This is a genomic window from Streptomyces sp. B1866 (genome assembly GCF_031932565.1).
In the GTDB taxonomy this organism is placed as follows: Bacteria; Actinomycetota; Actinomycetes; order Streptomycetales; family Streptomycetaceae; genus Streptomyces.
Map to the genome: position 1 here is coordinate 1 of NZ_JAVSCF010000100.1, position 20969 is coordinate 20969.

The 20969-nt window shown below is 76.1% G+C and carries 19 protein-coding genes and 1 pseudogene; 6 read left to right on the forward strand and 14 right to left on the reverse strand.

Going from position 1 to position 20969, the window contains the following annotated elements:
• From RKE29_RS15280 to RKE29_RS15290, 3 genes and pseudogenes are all read left to right on the forward strand, one after another.
• Positions 1–403: pseudogene (locus tag RKE29_RS15280) on the forward strand (pyridoxal phosphate-dependent aminotransferase); the annotation flags it as partial.
• Between the two features lie 246 nt (positions 404–649).
• Positions 650–2509, forward strand: coding sequence for a right-handed parallel beta-helix repeat-containing protein (locus tag RKE29_RS15285; protein WP_312005921.1), 1860 nt, complete (start codon positions 650–652; stop codon positions 2507–2509).
• The gene (locus RKE29_RS15290) at positions 2506–3525 is read left to right on the forward strand and encodes a methyltransferase (protein ID WP_312005923.1); all 1020 of its coding nucleotides are present in this window, start codon (positions 2506–2508) and stop codon (positions 3523–3525) included. The genes RKE29_RS15285 and RKE29_RS15290 overlap by 4 nt, the downstream gene beginning before the upstream one ends.
• A 121-nt stretch (positions 3526–3646) precedes the next feature.
• Here the strand turns inward: RKE29_RS15290 and RKE29_RS15295 are convergent, their stop codons facing one another.
• From RKE29_RS15295 to RKE29_RS15350, 12 genes are all read right to left on the reverse strand, one after another.
• Positions 3647–4327: a class F sortase gene (locus RKE29_RS15295; RefSeq protein WP_312005925.1), complete on the reverse strand. Its 681-nt coding sequence runs from the start codon at positions 4325–4327 to the stop codon at positions 3647–3649.
• A 215-nt stretch (positions 4328–4542) separates the two neighbouring features.
• Positions 4543–5250: a hypothetical protein gene (locus RKE29_RS15300; protein WP_312005927.1), complete on the reverse strand. Its 708-nt coding sequence runs from the start codon at positions 5248–5250 to the stop codon at positions 4543–4545.
• Positions 5251–5412: 162 nt separating this feature from the next.
• On the reverse strand, positions 5413–6846 hold the full coding sequence (locus RKE29_RS15305; RefSeq protein WP_312005929.1) for an acetyl-CoA carboxylase biotin carboxylase subunit: 1434 nt from the start codon (positions 6844–6846) through the stop codon (positions 5413–5415).
• Positions 6847–6852: 6 nt separating this feature from the next.
• Positions 6853–7494 (reverse strand): biotin/lipoyl-containing protein, encoded by a 642-nt coding sequence (locus tag RKE29_RS15310; protein ID WP_312005931.1) that lies wholly within the window; start codon positions 7492–7494, stop codon positions 6853–6855.
• Complete coding sequence (locus RKE29_RS15315; protein ID WP_312005944.1) at positions 7491–9146, reverse strand: acetyl-CoA carboxylase carboxyltransferase subunit alpha/beta; 1656 nt, start codon at positions 9144–9146, stop codon at positions 7491–7493. Before RKE29_RS15315 ends, RKE29_RS15310 begins: the two co-directional genes overlap by 4 nt.
• A gap of 123 nt (positions 9147–9269) precedes the next feature.
• Positions 9270–9602 (reverse strand): TcmI family type II polyketide cyclase, encoded by a 333-nt coding sequence (locus tag RKE29_RS15320; RefSeq protein ID WP_312005945.1) that lies wholly within the window; start codon positions 9600–9602, stop codon positions 9270–9272.
• Positions 9603–9604: 2 nt separating this feature from the next.
• Positions 9605–10069: an SRPBCC family protein gene (locus RKE29_RS15325; RefSeq protein ID WP_312005933.1), complete on the reverse strand. Its 465-nt coding sequence runs from the start codon at positions 10067–10069 to the stop codon at positions 9605–9607.
• Between the two features lie 3 nt (positions 10070–10072).
• On the reverse strand, positions 10073–10363 hold the full coding sequence (locus RKE29_RS15330) for an acyl carrier protein (protein WP_312005934.1): 291 nt from the start codon (positions 10361–10363) through the stop codon (positions 10073–10075).
• Positions 10363–11610: a beta-ketoacyl synthase N-terminal-like domain-containing protein gene (locus RKE29_RS15335; protein WP_312005935.1), complete on the reverse strand. Its 1248-nt coding sequence runs from the start codon at positions 11608–11610 to the stop codon at positions 10363–10365. The genes RKE29_RS15330 and RKE29_RS15335 overlap by 1 nt, the downstream gene beginning before the upstream one ends.
• On the reverse strand, positions 11607–12875 hold the full coding sequence (locus RKE29_RS15340; RefSeq protein ID WP_312005936.1) for a beta-ketoacyl-[acyl-carrier-protein] synthase family protein: 1269 nt from the start codon (positions 12873–12875) through the stop codon (positions 11607–11609). Before RKE29_RS15340 ends, RKE29_RS15335 begins: the two co-directional genes overlap by 4 nt.
• A complete protein-coding gene (locus RKE29_RS15345) occupies positions 12872–13288 on the reverse strand; it encodes a cupin domain-containing protein (RefSeq protein ID WP_312005937.1) in 417 nt (138 codons plus the stop codon). The genes RKE29_RS15340 and RKE29_RS15345 overlap by 4 nt, the downstream gene beginning before the upstream one ends.
• 254 nt (positions 13289–13542) lie before the next feature.
• Positions 13543–14733 (reverse strand): SchA/CurD-like domain-containing protein, encoded by a 1191-nt coding sequence (locus RKE29_RS15350; RefSeq protein WP_312005938.1) that lies wholly within the window; start codon positions 14731–14733, stop codon positions 13543–13545.
• A 143-nt stretch (positions 14734–14876) separates the two neighbouring features.
• Here RKE29_RS15350 and RKE29_RS15355 point away from each other — a divergent pair, with 143 nt between their 5' ends.
• A complete protein-coding gene (locus tag RKE29_RS15355) occupies positions 14877–16604 on the forward strand; it encodes an FAD-dependent monooxygenase (protein WP_312005939.1) in 1728 nt (575 codons plus the stop codon).
• On the opposite strand, the gene RKE29_RS15360 is transcribed toward RKE29_RS15355, so the two are convergent.
• Both RKE29_RS15360 and RKE29_RS15365 read right to left on the reverse strand, forming a co-directional pair.
• Positions 16584–17270: a VTT domain-containing protein gene (locus RKE29_RS15360; RefSeq protein WP_312005940.1), complete on the reverse strand. Its 687-nt coding sequence runs from the start codon at positions 17268–17270 to the stop codon at positions 16584–16586. The genes RKE29_RS15355 and RKE29_RS15360 overlap by 21 nt on opposite strands.
• Complete coding sequence (locus RKE29_RS15365; RefSeq protein ID WP_312005941.1) at positions 17267–18049, reverse strand: MBL fold metallo-hydrolase; 783 nt, start codon at positions 18047–18049, stop codon at positions 17267–17269. The genes RKE29_RS15360 and RKE29_RS15365 overlap by 4 nt, the downstream gene beginning before the upstream one ends.
• Before the next feature lie 235 nt (positions 18050–18284).
• Between RKE29_RS15365 and RKE29_RS15370 the strand changes: the two genes are divergently transcribed.
• Together RKE29_RS15370 and RKE29_RS15375 are read left to right on the forward strand one after the other, a co-directional pair.
• A complete protein-coding gene (locus RKE29_RS15370; RefSeq protein ID WP_312005942.1) occupies positions 18285–20429 on the forward strand; it encodes a phage holin family protein in 2145 nt (714 codons plus the stop codon).
• 151 nt (positions 20430–20580) lie between these two features.
• On the forward strand, positions 20581–20892 hold the full coding sequence (locus RKE29_RS15375; RefSeq protein ID WP_312005943.1) for a 4a-hydroxytetrahydrobiopterin dehydratase: 312 nt from the start codon (positions 20581–20583) through the stop codon (positions 20890–20892).
• Positions 20893–20969 lie beyond the last annotated feature (77 nt).

A 20969-nucleotide genomic window follows, 5' to 3' on the forward strand; every position in this document is an offset into this window, starting at 1 on the left:
CGCCCGCGTGGCGGCCGCCTGCCGGGCGCAGGGCGCGGTGGCGGGCGCGGCCCACCGGGCCCTCGCCGCCGCGGGCGCGCTCGTCCGGCCGCCCCGGGTGGGCCGCCACCTCTACGCCGACCTGGAGGAGCTGCGCGACGCGCTGGCCGCGCGGGGCATCGCCGACTCCGTGGAGCTGGAGGGGCACCTGACCCGGCGGCTCGGCGTGCCCGTGCCGGGCGGTCACCACTTCGGGGACGGCCCGGACGACCTGCGGGTGCGGCTGTCGGTCCTGCCGCTGCTCGGCGCGAGCGACGAGGCGCGGCGGCTCGCCCTCGCCGCCGCCGACCCGCTGGCCCTGCCGCACGTGGCCCATGCCCTGGCCGACCTGGCGGCGGCCTTCGAGGAGCTGACGGCCGGCTGACGGCCCGCCGTCCGGCCGTACGCGCCGCGCCGCCGTACCGCTCGGTGCCGCTGCCCGGGCGACGGCCGACCGGGGGACTCCGCACCCTCGCGGGCGGCGGCGGTCCGAGCGGGCGGTGACCCGGCCCACGGCCCGGTCGGAGCCTGGTCGGACCGGCCGCGCCGGGACCGATGGCGCCCGCGCCAAGGGGAGTTAGGCAAGTGACAAAAGTGGCAGGGGCACCTGAGTGTCCCTAGCGTCCCATTCATGAACACTTCACTGCGTATACGGCCCTTGGCCCCGTTTGTGGGCCTCGCGGCCGTACTTATCGCCACCCAGGGATTCCTGCCCTCCGCGTACGCCGCGGACCCCAAGGGGCAGCAGACCAGTCAGCAGCAGTCCGGCCAGCAGGCCGAACAGCCCGGCGGCCAGAAAGCGGGCCAGAAGACCGGCCAGGGCAGTAGTGGCCAGAAGACCGGCCAGGGCAGTAGTGGCCAGAAGACCGGCCAGGGCAGTAGTGGCCAGAAGACCGGCCAGGGCAGTAGTGGCCAGAAGACCGGCCAGGGCAGTAGTGGCCAGAAGACCGGCCAGGGCAGTGGCCAGAAGACCGGCCAGGGCAGTGGCCAGAAGACCGGCCAGGGCAGTGGCCAGAAGGCGGGTCAGGAGAGTGGTCAGAAGGCCGGGCAGGACAGCGGCCAGAAGACCGGGGCCGGTCGGCAGGCCGGTGAGCAGAGCCGCCGCAAGGGCGCTGCGCAGGCGGGCGGGGACAGCCGCCGCAAGAGCGGCGCGCAAGCCGGTGGGGACAGTCGTCGCAAGGGTGCCGCTCAGGCGGGTGGGGACAGTCGTCGTAAGGGTGCCGCTCACGCGGGTGAGCAGGGCGGCAAGGGTGCCGCGCAGGCCGGTGGGGACAGTCGCCGTAAGGGTGCTGCCCAGGCCGGTGAGAAGGGCGGTCACAAGGGTGCCGCTCAGGCCGGTGGGGACAGCCGTCGTAAGAGCGGTGCCCAGGCCGGTGAGAAGGGCGGCTCCAAGGCCGGCCCGAAGGGCAAGAGCGGCGGCCGGAAGGCGGGTCAGGGCGCCCGGTCCGGCGGGCAGCGCAAGACCCACCGCGGCGGCCACGACTCGGTCCTGCTCGTCGTCCGCCCCGGCAGGTCGATCCAGGCGGCCGTCAAGCGCGCCCGGCCCGGTGACACCATCGCGGTCGCCCCGGGCAAGTACCGGGAGAGCGTCCAGATCACCGTCCCGCGGCTGACCCTGCGCGGCGCGGGCCCCAAGACCGTCATCACGCCGGGCAAGAAGGCGTCCGCCCACGCGTGCGGCAAGGAAGGCCACGGCATCTGCGTGACCGGCACCGCCAAGCGGCCCCTGGTCGGCGTGCGGCTGCTCGGCCTCAAGGTCGCCGGCTTCCCCAAGAACGGTGTCTGGGCCGCTTACACCGACCGGCTCGACGTGCGCGGCGTGTTCGCGGAGAAGAACGGCCAGCACGGCCTCGGCCAGGAGAAGTCCGTCCGCGGCGCCTTCCTGGGCAACACCGCGAAGGGCAACGCCGAGTCGGGCATCATGCTCGCCAACGTGATGCGGGCCGAGGGCGGCGCCATCGACAGCAAGGGGACCGTCGTCCGCGGCAACCACCTGGTCGGCAACCGCATCGGCCTGACCGTGCGCCGGCTGCGCAACCTGACGGTGGCTCACAACGACGTCACCGCCAACTGCGGCGGCATCTTCATCGTGGGCGACGAGTCCAAGCCGCACGGCGGCGCGCTGACCGTGCGCCACAACGACGTGTACCGCAACAACAAGTACTGCGTGGCCACCTCGCGGCTGCCCTTCATCCAGGGCACCGGCATCCTGCTGACCGGCGTCGAGAAGGTGCGCGTGATCGACAACGCGGTGCACGACAACGTCGGCAAGTCGCCCATGTCGGGCGGTGTCGTCCTCTTCACCAGCAACGCCCCGGGCGTGCACAACTCCCACATCAAGGTGGCGTACAACGTGCTGGAGGCCAACAAGCCGGCCGACCTGATCGACCGTGAGGCGTCGATCAAGAACACGGGCCACAGCTTCGGCAAGAACCAGTGCGACACCTCCATCCCCAAGGGCCGGTGCGTGAAGAAGGACGACGAGTCATGACCACCGCGTCCGCCACCCCGCCCGGCGTACGGCTGCGGGAGGCCGTCTTCGGCGCCGCGCGCGCCGGGGCCATCCGCGCGGCCATCCGGCTGGGCGTGCCCGACGCCCTCGGCGAGCGGCCCGTCGACATCGACACGCTGGCCGCCGCCGTGGGCACCGAACCCGAGCCGCTGCGCCGCCTGCTGCGGGCCCTGGCCGGGTGCGGGATCTTCACCGAGACCGACGACGGCCGGATCGCGCACACCGACATGTCGCGGCTGCTGCGCGAGGACGCCCCGAACAGCCTGCGGTACATCTGCCTGTGGTGCACCGAACCGTGGACCTGGGACGCCTGGCCGCGCCTCGACCAGGCGGTGCGTACCGGCCGCAGCGTGGTTCCCGGGCTGTACGGCAAGGACTTCTTCCGCTACCTGCACGAGGACGCCCCCGAGTCCGCCCGGGTCTTCGACCGGGCCATGACCACCTCGAGCAGGCAGTCGGCGGCCGACATCGCCGAGTTCCTGGATCTCGACGCGGTGCGGGAGGTCGCCGACATCGGCGGCGGCCAGGGGCACGTCCTGGCCGCCCTGCTGGAGAAGCACCCCTGGGTGCGCGGCACGCTGCTCGACCTGCCCGAGGTGGTGGCCCAGGCCGACCCGCGGCTGCGGGACGGCGGTCCGCTCGCCTCGCGCGCGCGGCTGCTGCCCGGCGACTGCCGCGACGAGGTGCCCCCGGGCGCCGACCTGTACATCATCAAGAACATCCTGGAATGGGACGACGAGAGCACCCGCCGCACCCTCAAGGCCGTGGTCGCCGCCGCGCGCCCCGGGGCCCGCGTGCTCGTCGTGGAGAACCTGCTGGACGACAGCCAGCGGTTCACCAGTGCCATGGACCTGCTCCTGCTGCTCAACGTCGGCGGCCGCAAGCACACCAGGGACAGCCTGGTGACGCGGATGACCAACGCGGGGCTGCGGGTGGAGGACGTCCGTCCGGTCAACGCGTACCTGCACGCGTTCGACAGCACCGTCCCCGACTGACCCGGACCGTCGTCCGGCCGGCGGTCCGCCCGCCGGCCGGACGGCGCGGACGGCGGCGAAGGGCCCGCCCGAGGTCTCCCGAGACCCCGGGCGGGCCCTTCGCCGTGTACGCCGTCGCGCCTCACGCCCAGCGGAAGGACGCGAGGTGGGCGAACACCACCACGTTGGCCGTGTAGTCGCGCACGGTCCGGTTGTAGGAGCCGCCGCAGGTGATCAGGCGCAGCTGTGCGTCCGTGGTGTCCCCGTACACCTGCTCGTCGGGGAAGTCGTCCTTGGCGAAGGTGGCGACGCGGTCCACGGTGAACGTGGCCACGATGCCGTCGTCGCGCGTGATGACGACCTTGTTGCCGGTCTTGATGGCGCTCAGCGGCCAGAACACCGCGGGTCCCGTCCTGGTGTCCACGTGCCCGGCCACGATGGCGTTGCCGCGCTCACCGGGGGAGGGCCCGCCGCGATACCAGCCGACGAGGTTGTTGTCGTCGGAGGGCGGCGCGTTGAGCTGGCCCGAGGAGCCCAGCGTCAGCTCCATGAACGGCGCGCTGACGCCCAGCGCCGGGATCTCCAGGTGCCGCGCGGGCGAGCGCGGCAGCGCCGGCCCGACGCCCTGCGGCGGGGCGGGGGCCGCCGCCGCCCGGGTCGGCGGCGCGGGCGCGGGCACGGTGGCCGCGGCCTTCGGCGTCCGCTGGTCGGAGGACGAGTCCGCCGCGTTGTAGACCAGCAGGAGTCCGATGAGAGCCGACGCCGCCGCCCAGCGCAGCATGCGGGTCTCGGTGTCGGCGCGGCCTCGCGTCTGCATGCCCATGGCGGAGCGACTGCCTTTCTGGCTTTCCGGGTACGGCCGGTGGGCGCGTACCGCCCGGGCGGGGCGTACGGCCCGTACGGCCCGGGTGGGGGAGGGGGTGGGGGACGGCCCTTCGGCGGGCCGGTCGCGGCTCATACGCGGCCTTATGCCACTGGCGTGGTCACCGCCGACGAGCGGCGGTGACCACGCCAGCAATGGTGGCGACGCGGTCTGGATCAGACCGCGTCGCGGACGGGGGTGCGGCGCCGCAGCACGTACGCGCCGGCACCGACGCCGCCCAGCAGCAGCAGGGCCCCGGCGGCCATGCCACCCTCGCCGGCGGCCATGCCGCCGCCACCGGTGTGCACCCCGCCGTGCGGCTTGCCGTGCTCCTTGTTCCAGGAGCTGCCGCCGTGCCAGCCGCCTTCCTTGCCCTTGGAGGGGCCCTGCCAGCCGCCCTCGTGGCCCTTGGCGCCGCCTTCCTTACCCTTCGAGGCGCCTTCCCAGCCGCCTTCCTTGCCCTTGGAGGCGCCTTCCCAGCCGCCCTCGTGGCCCTTGGCGGCGCCGGAGTCGTAGCCGCCTTCCTTACCGCCCTTGGCGGCGCCGGAGTCGTAGCCGCCCTCCTCCTTGCCGCCCTTGGAGGCGCCGCTGTCGTAGCCGCCTTCCTCCTTGCCGCCCTTGGAAGCGCCCTCCTCCTTGTCCTTCCAGGAGTCCTTGTCCTTCCACGACTCCTTGTCCTTCCACGACTCCTTGTCCTTCCAGGAGTCCTTGTCCTTCCAGGAGTCCGAGCCGCCGTAGCCGCCGTCGGAGGACTCCTGGCCGGTCCCGTACGAGTCGTGGCCGACCGGGTCGGCGAAGTCGGCCGCGTGGGCGGCGGCGGGGCCGCCCAGGGTCAGGGCGGCGGCGACCGCCGCCCCGGCGAGGACTGCGCGAGTAGAACGCATGGGTTATTCCTTTCAGCGCCGTCGGCGATTACTGACCACTCGTCAGCCGAAGGGGATCGCAGTGGCGCCTCAACCACCGTCCGTGACACCGCGCGGGCCCGCCACCGGAGAGAGCCGCCCGGGGAGGTATGTAAGCCCTCCGGGTGGCAAACCCCGTCCGCGTCACTCGTTCGCCGCGCGGACGGGACGCCGCCCGGTCACCTGCTCGGCCGCGGCCTGCTCGGCGGTAGCCTTCCCGGCAGGGGCCTCCTGGGCACGCAGGCCGCCGATCAGCCCGGTGGTGTGCGCGGCGGCGCGGAAGTCCGGGTGCGCCAGCACCCGGCGCAGGAAGCCCAGCGTGGTGCGCACCCCCAGCCCCTCGACGCGGAACTCCGCCAGCGCCCGGTCCATCCGGGCCAGCGCCTGCGCGCGGTCCGGCGCCCACACGATCGTCTTGGCCAGCAGGGAGTCGTAGTCGGGCCCGATCCGCCAGCCCGGGAAGGCGTGCGTGTCCACCCGTACGAACGGGCCGGAGGGCGGCTCGAAGGCCGTCAGCAGGCCCGGTGTGGGCGCGAAGTCACGGGCCGGGTCCTCGGCGTTGACCCGGCACTCCACGGCCACGCCACGCGGCCGCACGTCGGCCTGGCGCACCGACAGGTGCTCGCCGGCGGCCACCAGCAGCTGCTCGCGCACGATGTCCACCCCGGTGACCATCTCGGTGACCGGGTGCTCCACCTGGAGGCGGCAGTTGATCTCCATCAGGTAGAAGTCGTGCGACGGTGTCACCACGAACTCGAAGGTGCCCGCGCCGACATAGCCGACCGCCTCGGCGCCGCGCACCGCCGCCTCGCAGATGGCCGCGCGCCGCTCCGCCGGCAGGCTGGGCGCCGGCGACTCCTCGATCAGCTTCTGGTGCCGCCGCTGTACGGAGCAGTCGCGCTCGCCGAGATGGACGACGTGGCCGTGCCGGTCGGCGAGCACCTGCACCTCCACGTGGCGCGCGTCGTCGACGAACCGCTCCATGTACAGCCGCTCGTCGCCGAAGACGGCCCGCGCGTGCGCGCGCGTGGCCCCGTACGCGCCCGCCAGGGCGTCCGGGTCGCGGACCACCGCCATGCCGCGCCCGCCGCCGCCCGCCACGGCCTTGAGGATCACCGGGTAGCCGATCCGCTGGGCGGTCTCCTTCGCCTCCGCGGCGCCGGCCACCGGCCCGTCGCTGCCCGGCAGCACCGGCAGGCCCGCCCGCGCCATCAGCACCCGCGCGGCCGCCTTGTCGCCCAGGTGCTGCATCACGCGCGCGGGCGGGCCGACGAACGTCAGCCCGCTGTTCTCGCAGATCTCCGCGAAGTCCGGGTCCTCCGACAGGAACCCGTACCCGGGGTGCACCGCCTGCGCCCCGGTGGCCAGCGCCGCCTCCACCACGGCGGGGACGCTCAGATAGCTGCCGCGCGCCCGCGCGGGCCCGATGTGCACGGCCTGGTCCGCGAGCCGTACGGCCGCGGAGTCACGGTCGGCGGTGGAGTACACCGCCACGGTCCGGATGCCCAGCTCGCGGCAGGCGCGCAGCACCCGTACGGCGATCTCGCCGCGGTTGGCGACGAGCACGGAGGTGAACACGGGCGATCACCCCGACTCGTCGGCGGACAGCGGCTCCAGGGCGACGAGCGGCTGCTCGTACTCCACCGGCCGGGCGTCGGGCACCAGGATCTCCACCACCCGCCCGGCCGTGCGCGCCTCCACGGGGCTCATCATCTTCATCACCTCCAGGATCCCGACGGGCTGCCCGGGCTGGACCACGTCGCCGACCGCGACGAAGGGCGGGGCGCCCGGTTCGGGGGAGCGGTAGAACGTGCCGACGGTCGGGGCGCACACGTGCACCCGCGCCGGGCCGGCCGGCTGCCCCTCCCGCGCGGCCGCTCCGGCGTCCCCGGCGGGCGCGTCGGGAGCCGCCGGGGCGGCGTCCGCGGCCGCGGCGCCGTCCGGGCCGGCCGGCCGCGGCGGCGCGGCCGGCCCGGGCCACTCCATCTCCACCGTCGTCTCGCCGTGCCGCAGCCGGATGCGGCACGGGTGCCGCGAGGCCGCCCGCACCAGCTCCGTCACGCTGCGGCACACCGACTCCAGGCTCGCCTGGGAGGTCAGCACGACCGCGCCCGGCCGGTGGCCGTTGGTCAGCGGGTCGCCGTGGCCGGCCGGGTCGGACGCCTGCGGCGCCGCGGCGGTCTGGCTCACGGAGTTCGTCGGGCTCGTCGAGCGGTCCAGTGTCACGATGTCCTTCTCCCGGTCTGGCTTCCGAATCCGGTCTGCGCTCCGAACTGCTCGAAGCGGCCGGCCCGCGCCGCGAGCAGCCGCGCCGTGTCCCACGGGACCAGGTCCGCCAGGGTCTCGGCCAGCGCGTCGCCGAGCAGGGCGGCGGCCCTTGCGTGGTCGCGGTGGGCGCCGCCCTCGGGCTCGGGCACGACGCCGTCGGCGACGCCGAGCCGCAGCAGCTCCCTGGCGTGCAGCCGCAGGGCCGCCGCGGCGGTGGGCGCGGCCTGCGGGCTCTTCCACAGGATGGCCGCGCAGCCCTCCGGGCTGATGACCGAGTACACGCCGTTCTCGCAGACCAGCACCCGGTCGGCGACGGCCAGCGCGAGCGCGCCGCCGCTGCCGCCCTCGCCGGTGAGCACGGCCACCACGGGCACCGGCAGCCGGGACATCAGCCGCAGGTTCTCGGCGATGGCCACCGCCTGCCCGCCGCGCTCGGCGTCCGGCCCCGGGTTGGCGCCCGGCGTGTCGATCAGGGTGACCACCGGCAGCCGCAGCTTCGCGGCCAGGCGCATCAGCCGGGCCGCCTTGCGGTAGCCGCCGGGCGTGGGCATGCCGAACTTCCGGCGCTGCCGCTGCGCGAGACCCGGCCCGCCCTTGTGGTGCCCGATCACCATCACCGGCATGCCGGCCAGCCGCCCCGGGCCGCCGACGACGGCCGGGCAGTCCTCCGCGAGCCGGTCGCCGTGCAACTCGGTGAACTCGTCCAGCAGATGCCCGGCGTAGTCCGCGGTGGTCGGCCGGCCCGAGTGCCGCGCCAGCCGCACCGCCTCCCACGCGTCCCGGTCGGGCACCCGGTCCGCGCCGCGCAGCACCGCCGGCCCGTCCGGCCGCCGCGGGCCGTGCGCCGGGGAGCGCAGGGCCAGCAGCCGGCCGAGCACCCCGCGCAGCGCCGGGCGCGGCACGATGTCGTCCACCATGCCGTTCGCCAGCAGGAACTCCGCGGTCTGGAACCCCTCGGGCAGCCGCTGCCCGGTGGTCTGCTCGATCACCCGCGGCCCGGCGAAGCCCAGCCGCGCGCCCGGCTCGGCGAGGATCACGTCCGAGAGGGTGGCGAACGAGGCGGCCACGCCCCCGTACGTCGGGTCGGTGACCAGGGAGACGGTCAGCACGCCCGCCTCGTCCAGCTCGGCCATCGCCCGCGCGGTCCTGGCCATCTGCATCAGCGACAGCACGCCCTCCTGCATGCGCGCGCCGCCCGAGGCGGTGACCAGCAGCAGCGGCACCCCCTCCCGCAGGCTGGTGCGCGCCGCCTCGGTGATCAGCCCGCCGACCGCGCAGCCCAGACTCCCGCCCAGGAAGCGGAAGTCCATGGCCGCCACGACGACGGGCCGGCCCTCCACCAGTCCGCGGGCGCACAGCACCGCGTCCCGCAGACCGGTGGCCGCCCGCGCCTCGGCCAGCCGGTCCGGGTAGGGCCGGGTGTCGGCGAACCCCAGCGGGTCCGGCGGCGGCTCGGGCGCCTCCACCGGCACCGCGGAGCCCGGGTCGAGCAGCTGCTCCAGGCGCTGCCGGGCGGTCAGCGGGCTGTGCCACCCGCAGTCCGGGCACACCCCGAGGCCCCTGAGGAACCGCTTGCCGTAGACCAGCGCGGCGCACCCGCCGCACCGCACCCAGTCCGGGCGGGGGCCCGGGGGCCCGTCGTCGGCGGGCCGGGCTCTCGCGGCGGCGCGGGCGGTGTCCGCGGTATCGACGGTGTCTGCCACGGGGTGCTCCCTTCACATCGTCTGCTTCCGTCAGTTCCGGTCCCGCTCCCAGCGGTAGAACTCGTGGGCCATCGCGTCCTTCGGCTCCCGCCAGGTCGTCGGGTCGTACGCCGCGATGTACGGCGACAGCCGCTCGCTGACGCCGCGGAACTCCGGGTGGCCGGACACCCGCGCCACCCGCGGCCCGGGCGGCTCGTCGGCCTCGATCAGGTGCAGGTACACGTCGCCGAACTGGAACAGGCTGCGGGCCCGCACCCCGATCAGCTCCGGCAGCACGCCGCTGTTGTCGGAGGCGGCGAACACGCCGGCGATGTCGGGGGCCGCGTCCGGCTTCATGCGGGCGACGATCAGCGCGCGGTGCACGGTCACGCCCCGACCCGCGCGCGGGCGCGCTGCTCGATCTTGTCGCGGATCAGCTCCATCTGGATCTTGGAGTTGGTGTTGATCCGCTCGGTCATCCCGTCGTCGTCCAGCGGCGCCTGCGGCTTCATCGCGAAGTCCTGGATCCACCGCATCCGGGTGCCGGCCGGGTTCTCCTCGTACTCCCACCGGATGTTCATGTACTCGAACGGGCCGGTCTCCACCCGGCGCGCCTCCACGGTGCGCGTGACCGGGTCCGCCTCCCGCTCGGAGACCCACGACCAGATCTGGCCGTTCTCGTCGGGGTGCATGGTCAGCCGGAACGTGGCGGTGCCGCCGTCCTCCTGGAGGATGTCCAGGGACGCGTACTCGCTGAACAGCTGCGGCCAGCCGCGCAGGTCGTTGGTCATGTCCCACACCAGGTCCATGGGGGCGGCGATGACGATCTCGTTCTCGGTGTGTCCGGGCATGTCTCAGGCTCCTGTCTCGGTGGTGTCGACGGTGGGCGCCGCGTCGCCCAGGACGGTGGTGTGGACGACGTCGAGCAGGTCCCGCGGGGTCTGGCAGCTCTCCGCGTCCGCGGTGATCGGCACGCCGTACCGCTGCTCCAGCTCGCCCACCACGGCCAGCAGGCCGAGCGAGTCGAGCCCGTGGTCGGTGAAGGCGATGTGCGGCCGGGCCTGGAGCTCGACCGGGTCGACGGTGATCCCCGCGCAGCTGCGCATCAGCGAGGCCAGCTCCGCGTAGGTCAGTTGGGTGGACATCAGATCTCTCCTTCCGGGCCGCGGAGCACGAGCGCCGCGTTGCAGCCCATGAGTCCCCGGCTCAGCACCAGTGCCGTGCGCGGCTCGGCGGGCCGCGAGCAGCCGGTGACGAGGTCCAGGTCGTGGCACACGTCGGTAGCGGTGACATAGGGGGTGGGCGGGACCACACCGCGCTCCATGGCGAGCACCGCGGCCGCCACGTCCAGCGCGGGCGCCCCGCAGTAGGCCCGGCCGAAGCCGGCCTTCGGCGCGGTCACCGGCACGCGCGCGGCGTGCCGGCCCAGGGCGTCGGCCAGCGCCAGCGCCTCGGCGCGGTCCGCCGCCGGCACGCCGAGCGCGTCGGCGAAGACCACGTCGATCTCCTCCGGCGCGCACCGCGCGTCGGCCAGCGCGCCGCGGATCGCCTGCGCCAGGCCCTCACGGGAGCGCTCCCACATCGACGGACCGGTGAAGGTCGCCGCGTGCCCGGCGACCACCGCCCGCACCGGCGCGCCGCGGCGGCGGGCCGCTCCCTCCTCCTCCAGCAGCAGGATCGCGCCGCCCTCGCCGGGCGCGAACCCGCGCGCGTCGGCGGTGAACGGCAGGTAGGCGCGGGCCGGTTCGCGGGCCAGGCTCAGCTCGGCGTACCCCAGCTGGCAGACCACCGAGTACGGGGCGAGCGGCGCCTCGGTGGAGCCCACCAGCACCGCGTCCGCGCCGCGCCGCACGGTGCGGCGGGCGTGCCCGAACGCGTCCAGCCCGCCCGCCTCGTCGGCGCACACCACCGCGCACGGCCCCTTGAAGCCGCCGCGGATGGAGATCTGGCCGGTGCTGGCCGCGTAGAACCACGCGATGGACTGGTACGGGCCCACGTGCCCGGGCCCGCGGCCCCACAGCTGCTGCAACTCCCGCTGGCCGAACTCGCCGCCGCCCGACCCGGCCGCGGTCACCACGCCGATCGCGAACGGCGGCATGTCGGACGCCGGCAGCCGGGCCTCCTGCAACGCCAGCTCGGCGGCGGCCAGCGCGTAGTGCGAGAACCGGTCGGTCTGCACCAGGTAGCGGCCCTCCACCAGGGCCGCCGGGTCGAAGTCGCGCACCTGCCCCGCCACCCGCAGCGGGAAGTGCTCGCAGCCGTCCCGGGTCACCCGGTCCAGGCAGCCCAGGCCCTCCCGGGCCGCCTTCCAGAAGGCGTCCGTGCCCACGCCGCACGGCGCCACGACGCCCAGGCCCGTCACCGCCGCCGCGCGGCCGGCCGCCGCGCTCACGACGCGCTCCCGGCCGGCCGGCTGAGCACCACCGCGGACTGGAAGCCGCCGAACCCGCTGCCCACCGACAGCACGTGCCGCAGCCGCGCCTCCCGGGCGGTGCGCGGCACGTAGTCCAGGTCGCACTCGGGGTCGGGCTTCTCGTAGTTCGCCGTCGGCGGCACCACGCCCCGGTCCAGCGCCAGGGCGCAGGCGGCGACTTCTATCGCGCCTATCGCGCCCAGCGAGTGGCCCACCATGGACTTGATCGAGCTCATCGGGACCTCGTACGCGTGCGCGCCCAGCGAGCGCTTGACGGCCGCCGTCTCGTGCCGGTCGTTCTGCTGCGTGCCCGACCCGTGCGCGTTGACGTAGTCGATCGCGGACCCGTCGATACGGGCCTGGTCCAGCGCGCGGTCGATCGCCTCGGACATCTCACGGCCCTCCCGGGTCAGTCCGGTCATGTGGTAGGCGTTGCCGAAGGTGGCGAAGCCGGCCAGCTCGCAGTAGATCCGCGCGCCGCGGGCGCGGGCCCGCTCCAGCTCCTCCAGGACCAGCACGGCCGCGCCCTCGCCGAGCACGAACCCGTCGCGCCGCGCGTCGAACGGGCGGGAGGCGTGCTCGGCGTCGTCGTTGTTCGCCGACGTCGCCTTGATCGCGTCGAAGCAGGCCACCGTGATCGGGGAGATCGGCGAGTCCGAGGCCCCGGCCACGCACACGTCGGCCCGGTCCTCCTCGATCGCCTGAAGCGCGTAGCCGATCGCGTCGAGACCGGAGGTGCAGCCGGTGGACACGGTCTGCACCTGCCCGCACGCTCCGACCAGCTCGGCCACGCCCGCGGCCAGCGCGCTGGGCGAGAAGGCCCGGTGCAGGTGCGGGCCGGCCTGCCGGTGGTCCACGTCCCACCGCTCGCCGGCGCCGCTGACGGCCACGTAGTCGTGCTCCAGGCGGGTGGTGCCGCCGACCGCGCTGCCCAGCGACACGGCCGTACGCCACGGGTCGAGCGCGGCCAGGTCCAGGCCCGCGTCGTCCACCGCCTCCCGCGTGGCCACCAGCGCGAACTGCACGTACCGGTCGGAGCGTTCGACCACCTCCGGGGCCAGCCCGCAGGCCACCGGGTCGAAGTCGCACTCGGCGGCGATCCGGGAGCGGAAGCCGGCGGCGTCGAACAGCGATATCCCGCGCGTCGCCGTGCGGCCCGCGGTGAGCGTGTCCCAGAACGCCGCGGCGCCCACCCCGCCGGGCGCGACGACGCCGAGACCGGTCACCGCCACGCGTCGGGTCACGACGACGCCTCGGCCGGAGCGGCGTCCGCCGTGTCCTCGGTGTCCACGTGGCCGAGGTCCGGGCGGGGGGCCAGCGGGCCCAGGTGGAAGACCATCCGCGCCTCGACCGGGCCCACGTTGCGGAACCGGTGGCGCTGGTAGGGCGGGATCAGCAGGCCCTGCTCGGGCCGCAGCGAGTACGGCGTGCCGTCCAGGTCCACCTCCAGCTCGCCGCACACGACGTACACGAACTCCTCCGAGTACGGGTGGTAGTGCTCGCCGATGCGCTCGCCGGGCCGCACGATGGCCACCCCCATGAAGCCGCTCGTGGCGCCCACCGCGGTCGGGGTGAGCATGGCGCGCAGATCGCCGCCGCGGCGGCGGTTGGGGGCGACCCCGGCGAGGTCGACGATGCGTGGGGACTGCGTGGTCATGGTGTGTGCCTCCAGGGGCGTCGCGGTGCGGGATGCCAGGGATCCAGGGGTGAGGGAACGGGGGTCCCGGGCGGCGTCGGGGGACGCGCGGGGGACGCGGGGGGTCGGTGGCGCGGGGGGACGGACCGGTCCGGCGGGCCCGGGCCGGTGCCCGGTGGCCGCCGGACCGCGCCCGGGCCCGCGGTGCGGGCCGGGCGCCGGACGCCGCCCGTCCGCTGTCGGGCGAGCGGGCGGCCGCGGGCGGTGCGGGGCCGTCAGCAGCCCGGCGCCACCCGGTCGGTGATGGGCTCCATGGCGCAGTCGGCGAGGAAGCGGCGCAGCCCGTCCTCGTCGGCCGGGTCGCTCTGGCCGCCGTAGGGCGTGAGGTCGACCAGCCGGCCGAACACCGCCGCGGCGCGCCGGCCGCCGACCCCGGCCGCCAGGGCGGGCCGCTCGTCGAGCGGCCCGTGCAGGTCGACCATGCGCATGACGATGTCGTCGCGCTGGTAGACCGTGCTGGCAGCCAGCGGGCTGCCCGCCTTCTCGGCCGCCAGCTCGTCCTGCCGGGCCAGGAAGCGGGCCACCGCCGCGCCGCAGCCGGACCGCACCGGGTACAGCAGCGCGTGCCGCGTCACCCCCGCCGTCCGCGCGCCGCCCGGTGCCAGGTGGTGCACGGCGGGCAGCGCCGCGCGCAGGAAGAACGCGCGCGCCGACTCCGGGTCGTCCAGGTCGCGGGCCTCCTGAAGGTGCGGGTTGATCGCCTCCTCCACGGCCCGCACCTGGGGCTGCCGGGCCACGTGCCGCAGCGCCGCCACCAGGTCGCCCCGGACCTCCACGGCCCGTACCACCCGGTTGCCGCTGAGGAACAGCGAGGTGCGGCACAGCCGGGTGGTGTCGTCCACCCGCGCCTCGGGCGGGTCGTAGTCGGCGAGGATGCGCGCCACCTCCCGCTCGCTGCCCGGCTTCACGGTGAAGGTCAGGGCGTGCCGTACGACGCCGTCGCCGATCCGCGGGGCGGTCTGCAGCCGGCCCCGGGCGGGCGCCGCGTCCCGCGCGACCGCGGTCTCCCGCAGGATGCTGAAGCGCAGCGACCGGGTGTCCTCCACGCACCCGTGCAGCGGTTTGACCATCTCCCGGTGCTCCTCGCTGTCCACCCAGGACAGGAACGGGTCGGCGCTCTCCCACTCGCTGGTGATCAGCCACTTCGAGGGGTTCTCGATCGACTGGCACAACTGGTCGCTGACATGCCCGGGCACGGAGGCCACCTGGTGCCGCAACGCCTCGTAGGCCCGCAGGAACCGCTGCTCGGCGCCGGGGCGCACGTCCAGCAGCAGCACCACCCGCAGCCGCGCCTCGGTGGGCGAGACCGCCGTGGACAGGGTCGCCGCGGTGGCCGCGGTGGCCGCGGCGCCGCCGCCCGCGGCAAGCGGCGGGGTGGGGGTGTCGGTGTCGTACAGCGCGCTCATGTTCCACATCTCCTTAGCCGGATCTTCGCCCGCTGAACCGATCGTGGAGCGCTCCTACCATTGCCGCGAGATCTGTGAGCCATCCGGGCGAACGGGCCGCTGAGGTGCGGCGCAGCGGTCCGGGGGCCGGGCATAGCAGCACAATGAAGCGTCCCCACGACACACGCACCGACACGGGCGCCGGCCCGGCCGGCGGCGCGTCCGCCCCGGGCGCGCGCCCCGCAGCGCACGCCGCCCCGCACGCCGGCCGGACCGCCGACGAGCGGGTGCCGGTCCTCATCGTCGGCGGGTCCCTGGTGGGCCTGTCCGCCTCCCTGTTCCTCGGCCGGCTCGGCGTCCCCCACCTGCTGGTGGAGCGCCACTCCGGCACCTCCCACCACCCGCGCGGGCGCGGCAACAACGTCCGCACCATGGAGCTGCTGCGCACCGCCGGCGTGGAGCCCGCCATCCACGAGGCCGCCTCCGTGCTGGCCGGCAACCACGGCATCCTGCAGGCCGCCTCGCTCACCGGCGACGACCAGCGGTGGCTGTTCCGGAAGATCGACCCGACCGGGGCGGTCTCCCGCATCAGCCCCGCCGGCTGGTGCCTGTGCAGCCAGAACGACCTCGAACCCGTCCTGCTGCGGGCCGCCCGCGACCTCGGCGGCGACCTGCGGTTCGGCATCCGGATGGCCTCCTTCGAGCAGGACGCCGACGGGGTCACCGCCGTGCTGGCCGACCGGGCCACCGGCGAGTGCCGCACCGTGCGCGCCGACTACCTGATCGCCGCCGACGGGCCGCGCGGCTTCGTCCGCGAACAGCTCGGCATCGGCCAGACCGGCCGCGGCGAGCTGTTCCACAACGTGAGCATCACCTTCCGCGCCAAGCGGCTCGCGGAGATCGTCGGCGACCGCCGGTTCATCGCCTGCTACCTCACCGACCCCGAGCACGGCGGCGCGCTGCTGCCCGTGGACAACCAGGAGCAGTGGGTCTTCCACGCCCCCTGGCACCCCGAACACGGCGAGACGCTGGAGGACTTCACCGACGAGCGGTGCGTGAAGCACATCCGCGGCGCCACCGGCGTACCCGACCTGGAGGTGGAGATCTCCGACCGCGCCCCCTGGCACGCCGCCGAGCGGGTGGCCGAGCGGTACGGGCGCGGCCGGGTGTGGCTGGCCGGGGACTCCGCCCACGAGATGTCGCCCACCGGCGCGTTCGGCTCCAACACCGGCATCCAGGACGCGCACAACCTCGCCTGGAAGATCGCCGCCGTCCTCGACGGCTGGGCCGGTCCTGACCTGCTGGAGACCTACGGCGCCGAGCGGCAGCCGGTCGCCGTGGCCACCAGCGCCCGCGCCGCCTCCCGCTCCGCCGAGCACAGCCACCCCGGCTACGCCGCCCCGCCCACCGAGGGCCGGCAGAGCGACGTGATGGCCGTCGCGCTCGGCTACCGCTACCCCGCCGGCGCGGTCGTCGGCACCGACCCGGCCGCCCCGCCCGTACCCGAGCGGTTCGAGGCCACCGGCGCGCCCGGCACCCGCGCGCCGCACCTGTGGGTCACCCGCGGCGGCGAACGGGTCTCCCTGCTCGACCTGTACGAGCGGGCCATGGTCCTGCTCGCCGGGCCGGCCGGCGCGGCCTGGCAGGCCGCCGGGCGGCAGGCGGCCACCCGGCTCGGCGTGCCCATGGAGTGCCACCGCGTCGGCCCCGACCCCGACGCCGACCTGGTGACCGAGCCCGGCGCCGACTGGACCCGCGCCTACGGCACCGGCCCGGCCGGGGCCGTCCTGGTCCGCCCGGACGGGTTCGTGGCATGGCGGTCCGCGGGCGCGGCCGCCGACCCCGAGGGCACGCTCACCGACGTGCTGCGGTCAGTGCTCCGCCGGCGCTGACCCCGGCCGGGCGGGCGGCCCGCCGCCCAGGGCCGCCCGCCCGCGCGCCCGCCGCCAGCCGGCGGGCGCGGCGGAGACCAGCAGCGTCAGCGCCACCGCGGCCGCCACACCCTCCCACGGCCGGGCGAACAGCGAACCGCCCAGAAGGCCGATGAGCTGGTACGTCCCGGCCCAGGCGAGCGCGGCCGGGACGTCGGCGCGGGCGAACCGGCGCAGCGGCATCCGGGCCAGCAGGCACGCCAGCATCACCGGAACCCGCCCGGCCGGCACCAGCCGGGACACCACCAGCACCGCCGCGCCGCGCTCCGACAGCCGCGCCTGCGCCTGCGCGAGACGCTCCGGCGCCGCCCGGTCGCGCAGCCGGGCCAGCCAGCGCGAGCCGCCGCGCGAGCGCACCCCGCGCAGGCCCAGCCAGTACAGGCCGACGTCCCCGAGGAACGCCGCCAGGGACGCCACCGCGAACACCACCAGCAGCGCGAACGGCGACGACTGGTGCAGCGCGACCACCGCCGCCGAACTCACCACCGCGCCCGTCGGCACCACCGGCACCAGCGAACCCACCACCACCAGCAGAAACAGCGACGGGTAGCCCACCGCCCGCTGCGTCGACTCCGGCGGCACCCCCGCCGCCAGATCGCCCACCGCCCCCAGCACCCGCCCGATCACCGCACGGGCTCCAGCCGCACGCTCTCGCCGTGCCCCAGCCGGTGCACCACCGCCGCCGGCGCCAGCCGCCCGGCGTGCCGCACGAAGTCCCGCCCCGGCGCGTGGAACTCGTGCGGCCGCACCCCGTCCATGCCCAGCGGCCAGAACGTGCCGTAGTGCACCGGCACCGCGCGCGGCGCGCCCAGCAGCGCCAGCGCGCGCGCCGCCCGGTGCGCGTCCAGGTGCCCGTCACCCAGGTACGGGCCCCAGCCGCCCACCGGCAGCAGCGCCACGTCGCACGGCCCCACCTCGCGCGCCATCCCGTCGAACAGGCCGGTGTCGCCCGCGAAGTACGTCGTCGCCTCGCCCCGCAGCACGTAGCCCAGCGCCGGCGCCCGGCGCCGCCCGTACGGCAGCCGCCGCCCGTCGTGCGCCGCGCGCACGGCCCGCACCAGCACCTCGCCGACCGCGGTCTCCTCCCCGGGCAGCAGCTCGGTGACCTCCAGCGCCCGCGCCGCCGCGACTCGCCGCAGACCCGGCACCGCGCGCCCGGCGCCGCGCGGCACCACCAGGCGGGTGCCCGGCCGCAGCCGGGCGAGCGACGGCAGGTGCAGGTGGTCGGCGTGCAGGTGGGACACCAGCACCACGTCCGCGACCGCGGCCGACGGCGGCGGCACCGGGCCCGCCCGCCGCCGCAGGTGCGCCAGCCGCCGCGGGAACAGCGGGTCGGTCAGCACGCGCACCCCGGAGTCCCGCACGGTCGTGGTGGCATGCCCCCACCAGGTGATCTCCACCGGCACCCGCGACTCCCTGTCTCCCGCACGGTCCGCCCGGCACGGCAGGCCCCCGCGCGCGGGCCCGGCCCGCCGCCCGGCCGGGCGGCGGGCGCGGCACACTCCCGCCGATCCTCTCATCCGCGCCCGGCGGGGCCCAGCCGTCCCGGCCCGGGCGGCGGCTGTGACAGGCTGGGGCGAGCCCGCGCGCCACGAAACCGGCGCCGGGCGGGCGAGGCGGGCGAGCGAGGAGAACGGCGGCGTGCACAGGCCCCGATGGCGGACCGCGGGGAAGGCCGTGCTGCGGGTGGCGGCGGTGTGGGCGGTGAGCACCCTGACCATGCTCGTCCTCGCCGCGCTGCTGCCCGACTTCCGGCTGCGGGCCGAGGGCGCGGGCGGCGGCGACAGCGCCACCCGCGTCGCGGTCACCGCGGCCTGCGGCGCGGGCGCCTTCGGCCTGCTCGGCGCCCTGGTGTGGCCGCTGCTGGTGCGCGCCCTGCTGCTGGTGCCCGCCTACGTGCTCGGCCTGCTGGTCTTCGCCCTCAACGGCTCCCTGCTGCTGCTCGCCCTCGCCCTGGTGCCCGAGGGCCGGGGCGCGGTCGAGCCGGAGACCGCCGTCGTGGTGGCCGCCGTGATGTCCGCGGCGTCCTCGGCGACGAGCACCTTCCTGACCGTACGGGACGACGGGGCCTACCGCCGCCGGCTGGCCCGGCTCGCCGACCGCCGCCGCCGGCGGTCCGGGGCGGACCCGGACGGGCGCCGCGGCCGACCGCCCGGCCTGGTGTTCCTCCAGCTCGACGGCGTGGGCCACGGCGTGCTCGCCGACGCCCTGCGGGAGCGGCCCGGGCCCGGCGGGCGCGTCCGGCCGCCGCTGATGGAGACCGTCGCCCGCTGGGCCCGCACCACCCACACCCTCACCCCCTGGCGCACCGACTGGTCCAGCCAGACCGGCGCCAGCCAGCTGGGCATCCTGCACGGCTCCAACCAGGACGTACCCGCCTTCCGCTGGTACGAGAAGGCCACCGGGCAGGTCATGGTCAGCCACCGGCCCACCAGCGCCGCCGAGCTCCAGCGCCGCGCCCAGGCCCGCACCGGCGACCCGGGGCTGCTGGCGTGCGACGGGGCCAGCCGCGGCAACCTGTTCACCGGCGGCGCCGACCAGCTCGCGCTGGTGCTGTCCGTGGCGGCCGGGCGCGGCCGCCTGGGCCGCAACCGGTCCGGCTACTTCGCGTACTTCTCCGACCCCGCCAACGCCACCCGCACCGCGGGCTCCTTCGCCGCCGAGGTGGTCCGGGAGATCGGGCAGTCGCTGCGCGCCCGGGCCCGGCGCGAGACGCCCCGCGTGCGGCGCGGCGGCCTCTACCCGTTCATCCGGGCCTTCGCCACCGTCGTCGAGCGGGACGTGGTCGTGGCGGCGGTCATGGGCGACATCCTCTCCGGCCGCACCGCCGTGTACGCCGACCTGGTCGCCTACGACGAGGTCGCCCACCACTCCGGCACGCGCAGCCGCGACACCCACCAGGTGCTGCGCAGCCTCGACCGCAGCGTCGCCCTGATCGCCAAGGCCGTGCGGCACGCGCCGCGCGACTACCGCATCGTGCTGCTGTCCGACCACGGGCAGAGCCCCGGCCAGACCTTCGCCGGGGCGTACGGCCTCACCCTGGAGGACCTGGTACGGGCCGGCTGCGGGCTGCCCCTGCCGCGCCGGGCCGAGCGGGCCCGGCGGCGCGAGGAGGGCGAGGAGTCCAAGGGCGCGGAGGCGCGCGAGGCGGCGCGCGCCGCGCTGCGCCGCCCGGAGAAGGCCGGGCCCGCCGAGCGGCGGGCGGCGGGCCCGGCCGGCCGCGCCGACCCGGTCGTGCTCGCCTCCGGCAACCTGGGCCTGGTCTCCTTCCCTGACGTATCCCACCGGCTCACCCGCGAGGAGATCGACCGCCGCCACCCCGCGCTGCTGCGCGTCCTCGCCGGCCACCCCGGCGTGGGCTTTTTGCTGGTGGCCTCCGCCGAGCACGGCCCGGTCGTGCTGGGCGCGGACGGCGCGGAACACCACCTCGACACCGGCCGGGTGATCGGGCGCAGCCCCCTGGAGCCCTTCGGCCCGGGCGCGGCCGAGGCGGTGCGGCGCACCGCCCGCTTCACCAACACGCCGGACATCATGGTCAACTCCGCCTACGACCCGGTGACCGGCTCGGTGCACGCCTTCGAGGAGCAGATCAGCTCGCACGGCGGGCTCGGCGGCGAGCAGGGCCAGGCCTTCCTGCTGTGGCCGCGCGAGGTGAGCGCCCCGGTCGGGCCGGGGGAGGAACTGGTCGGCGCCGAGCGGGTGCACGCGGTGCTGCGGCGCTGGCTGCGCGAGGCGGCGGCGCGGGGCGCGCCGCGCGGGCGCGAGCCGGAGGTCCTGCGCGGCTGACGCGCCGGGACGCCCCGGCGGGCGGGTTGTACGCGTACGTGCTGATCCCGATCGGGTTCCGGTCCCGGACCGCGTGCGTGGCCGCTGATGTCACAGGCGCGTGGCAGGCTGGGGGCGTACGAGGAGGAACCGGCGAGGAGGGGAGTCGACCATGGCGGCCGAGCCGCTGGCGGAGGAGGAGATCGCGGAGCGCCTGGCGGAGCTGCCGGGCTGGTCGCGCGACGGCGAGCGGATCCACCGGAAGTACCTCTTCGACGGCCACCGGCGGGCGGCCGCGCTGGTCGCCCGGGCCGCGGAGATACAGGAGGAGCTGAACCACCACTCCGACCTGACGCTGGGGTTCACCACGGTCACCGTCTCGGTGACGACGCACAGCGCGGGCGGACGCCTGACCGAGCGCGACTTCGCGCTCGCGCGGCGCCTGGAAGAGGCCGCGGCGGCCGAGGGCGCCCACGCGATCTGAGGCCCGCCCGCCCGGCCCGTACGCCCGCCGCGCCCGCCCGGCCCGTGGGCCCGCCTGGCCCGCTGGCCCGCCGCGCC

Excerpts from the sequence above, each read along its gene's own strand:
- RKE29_RS15285 (WP_312005921.1), top strand. The coding sequence starts at position 650 with ATGAACACTTCACTGCGTATACGGCCCTTGGCCCCGTTTGTGGGCCTC.
- RKE29_RS15290 (WP_312005923.1), top strand. The coding sequence starts at position 2,506 with ATGACCACCGCGTCCGCCACCCCGCCCGGCGTACGGCTGCGGGAGGCC.
- RKE29_RS15295 (WP_312005925.1), bottom strand. The coding sequence starts at position 4,327 with ATGGGCATGCAGACGCGAGGCCGCGCCGACACCGAGACCCGCATGCTG.
- RKE29_RS15300 (WP_312005927.1), bottom strand. The coding sequence starts at position 5,250 with ATGCGTTCTACTCGCGCAGTCCTCGCCGGGGCGGCGGTCGCCGCCGCC.
- RKE29_RS15325 (WP_312005933.1), bottom strand. The coding sequence starts at position 10,069 with ATGCCCGGACACACCGAGAACGAGATCGTCATCGCCGCCCCCATGGAC.
- RKE29_RS15330 (WP_312005934.1), bottom strand. The coding sequence starts at position 10,363 with ATGTCCACCCAACTGACCTACGCGGAGCTGGCCTCGCTGATGCGCAGC.
- RKE29_RS15345 (WP_312005937.1), bottom strand. The coding sequence starts at position 13,288 with ATGACCACGCAGTCCCCACGCATCGTCGACCTCGCCGGGGTCGCCCCC.
- RKE29_RS15350 (WP_312005938.1), bottom strand. The coding sequence starts at position 14,733 with ATGAGCGCGCTGTACGACACCGACACCCCCACCCCGCCGCTTGCCGCG.
- RKE29_RS15355 (WP_312005939.1), top strand. The coding sequence starts at position 14,877 with ATGAAGCGTCCCCACGACACACGCACCGACACGGGCGCCGGCCCGGCC.
- RKE29_RS15375 (WP_312005943.1), top strand. The coding sequence starts at position 20,581 with ATGGCGGCCGAGCCGCTGGCGGAGGAGGAGATCGCGGAGCGCCTGGCG.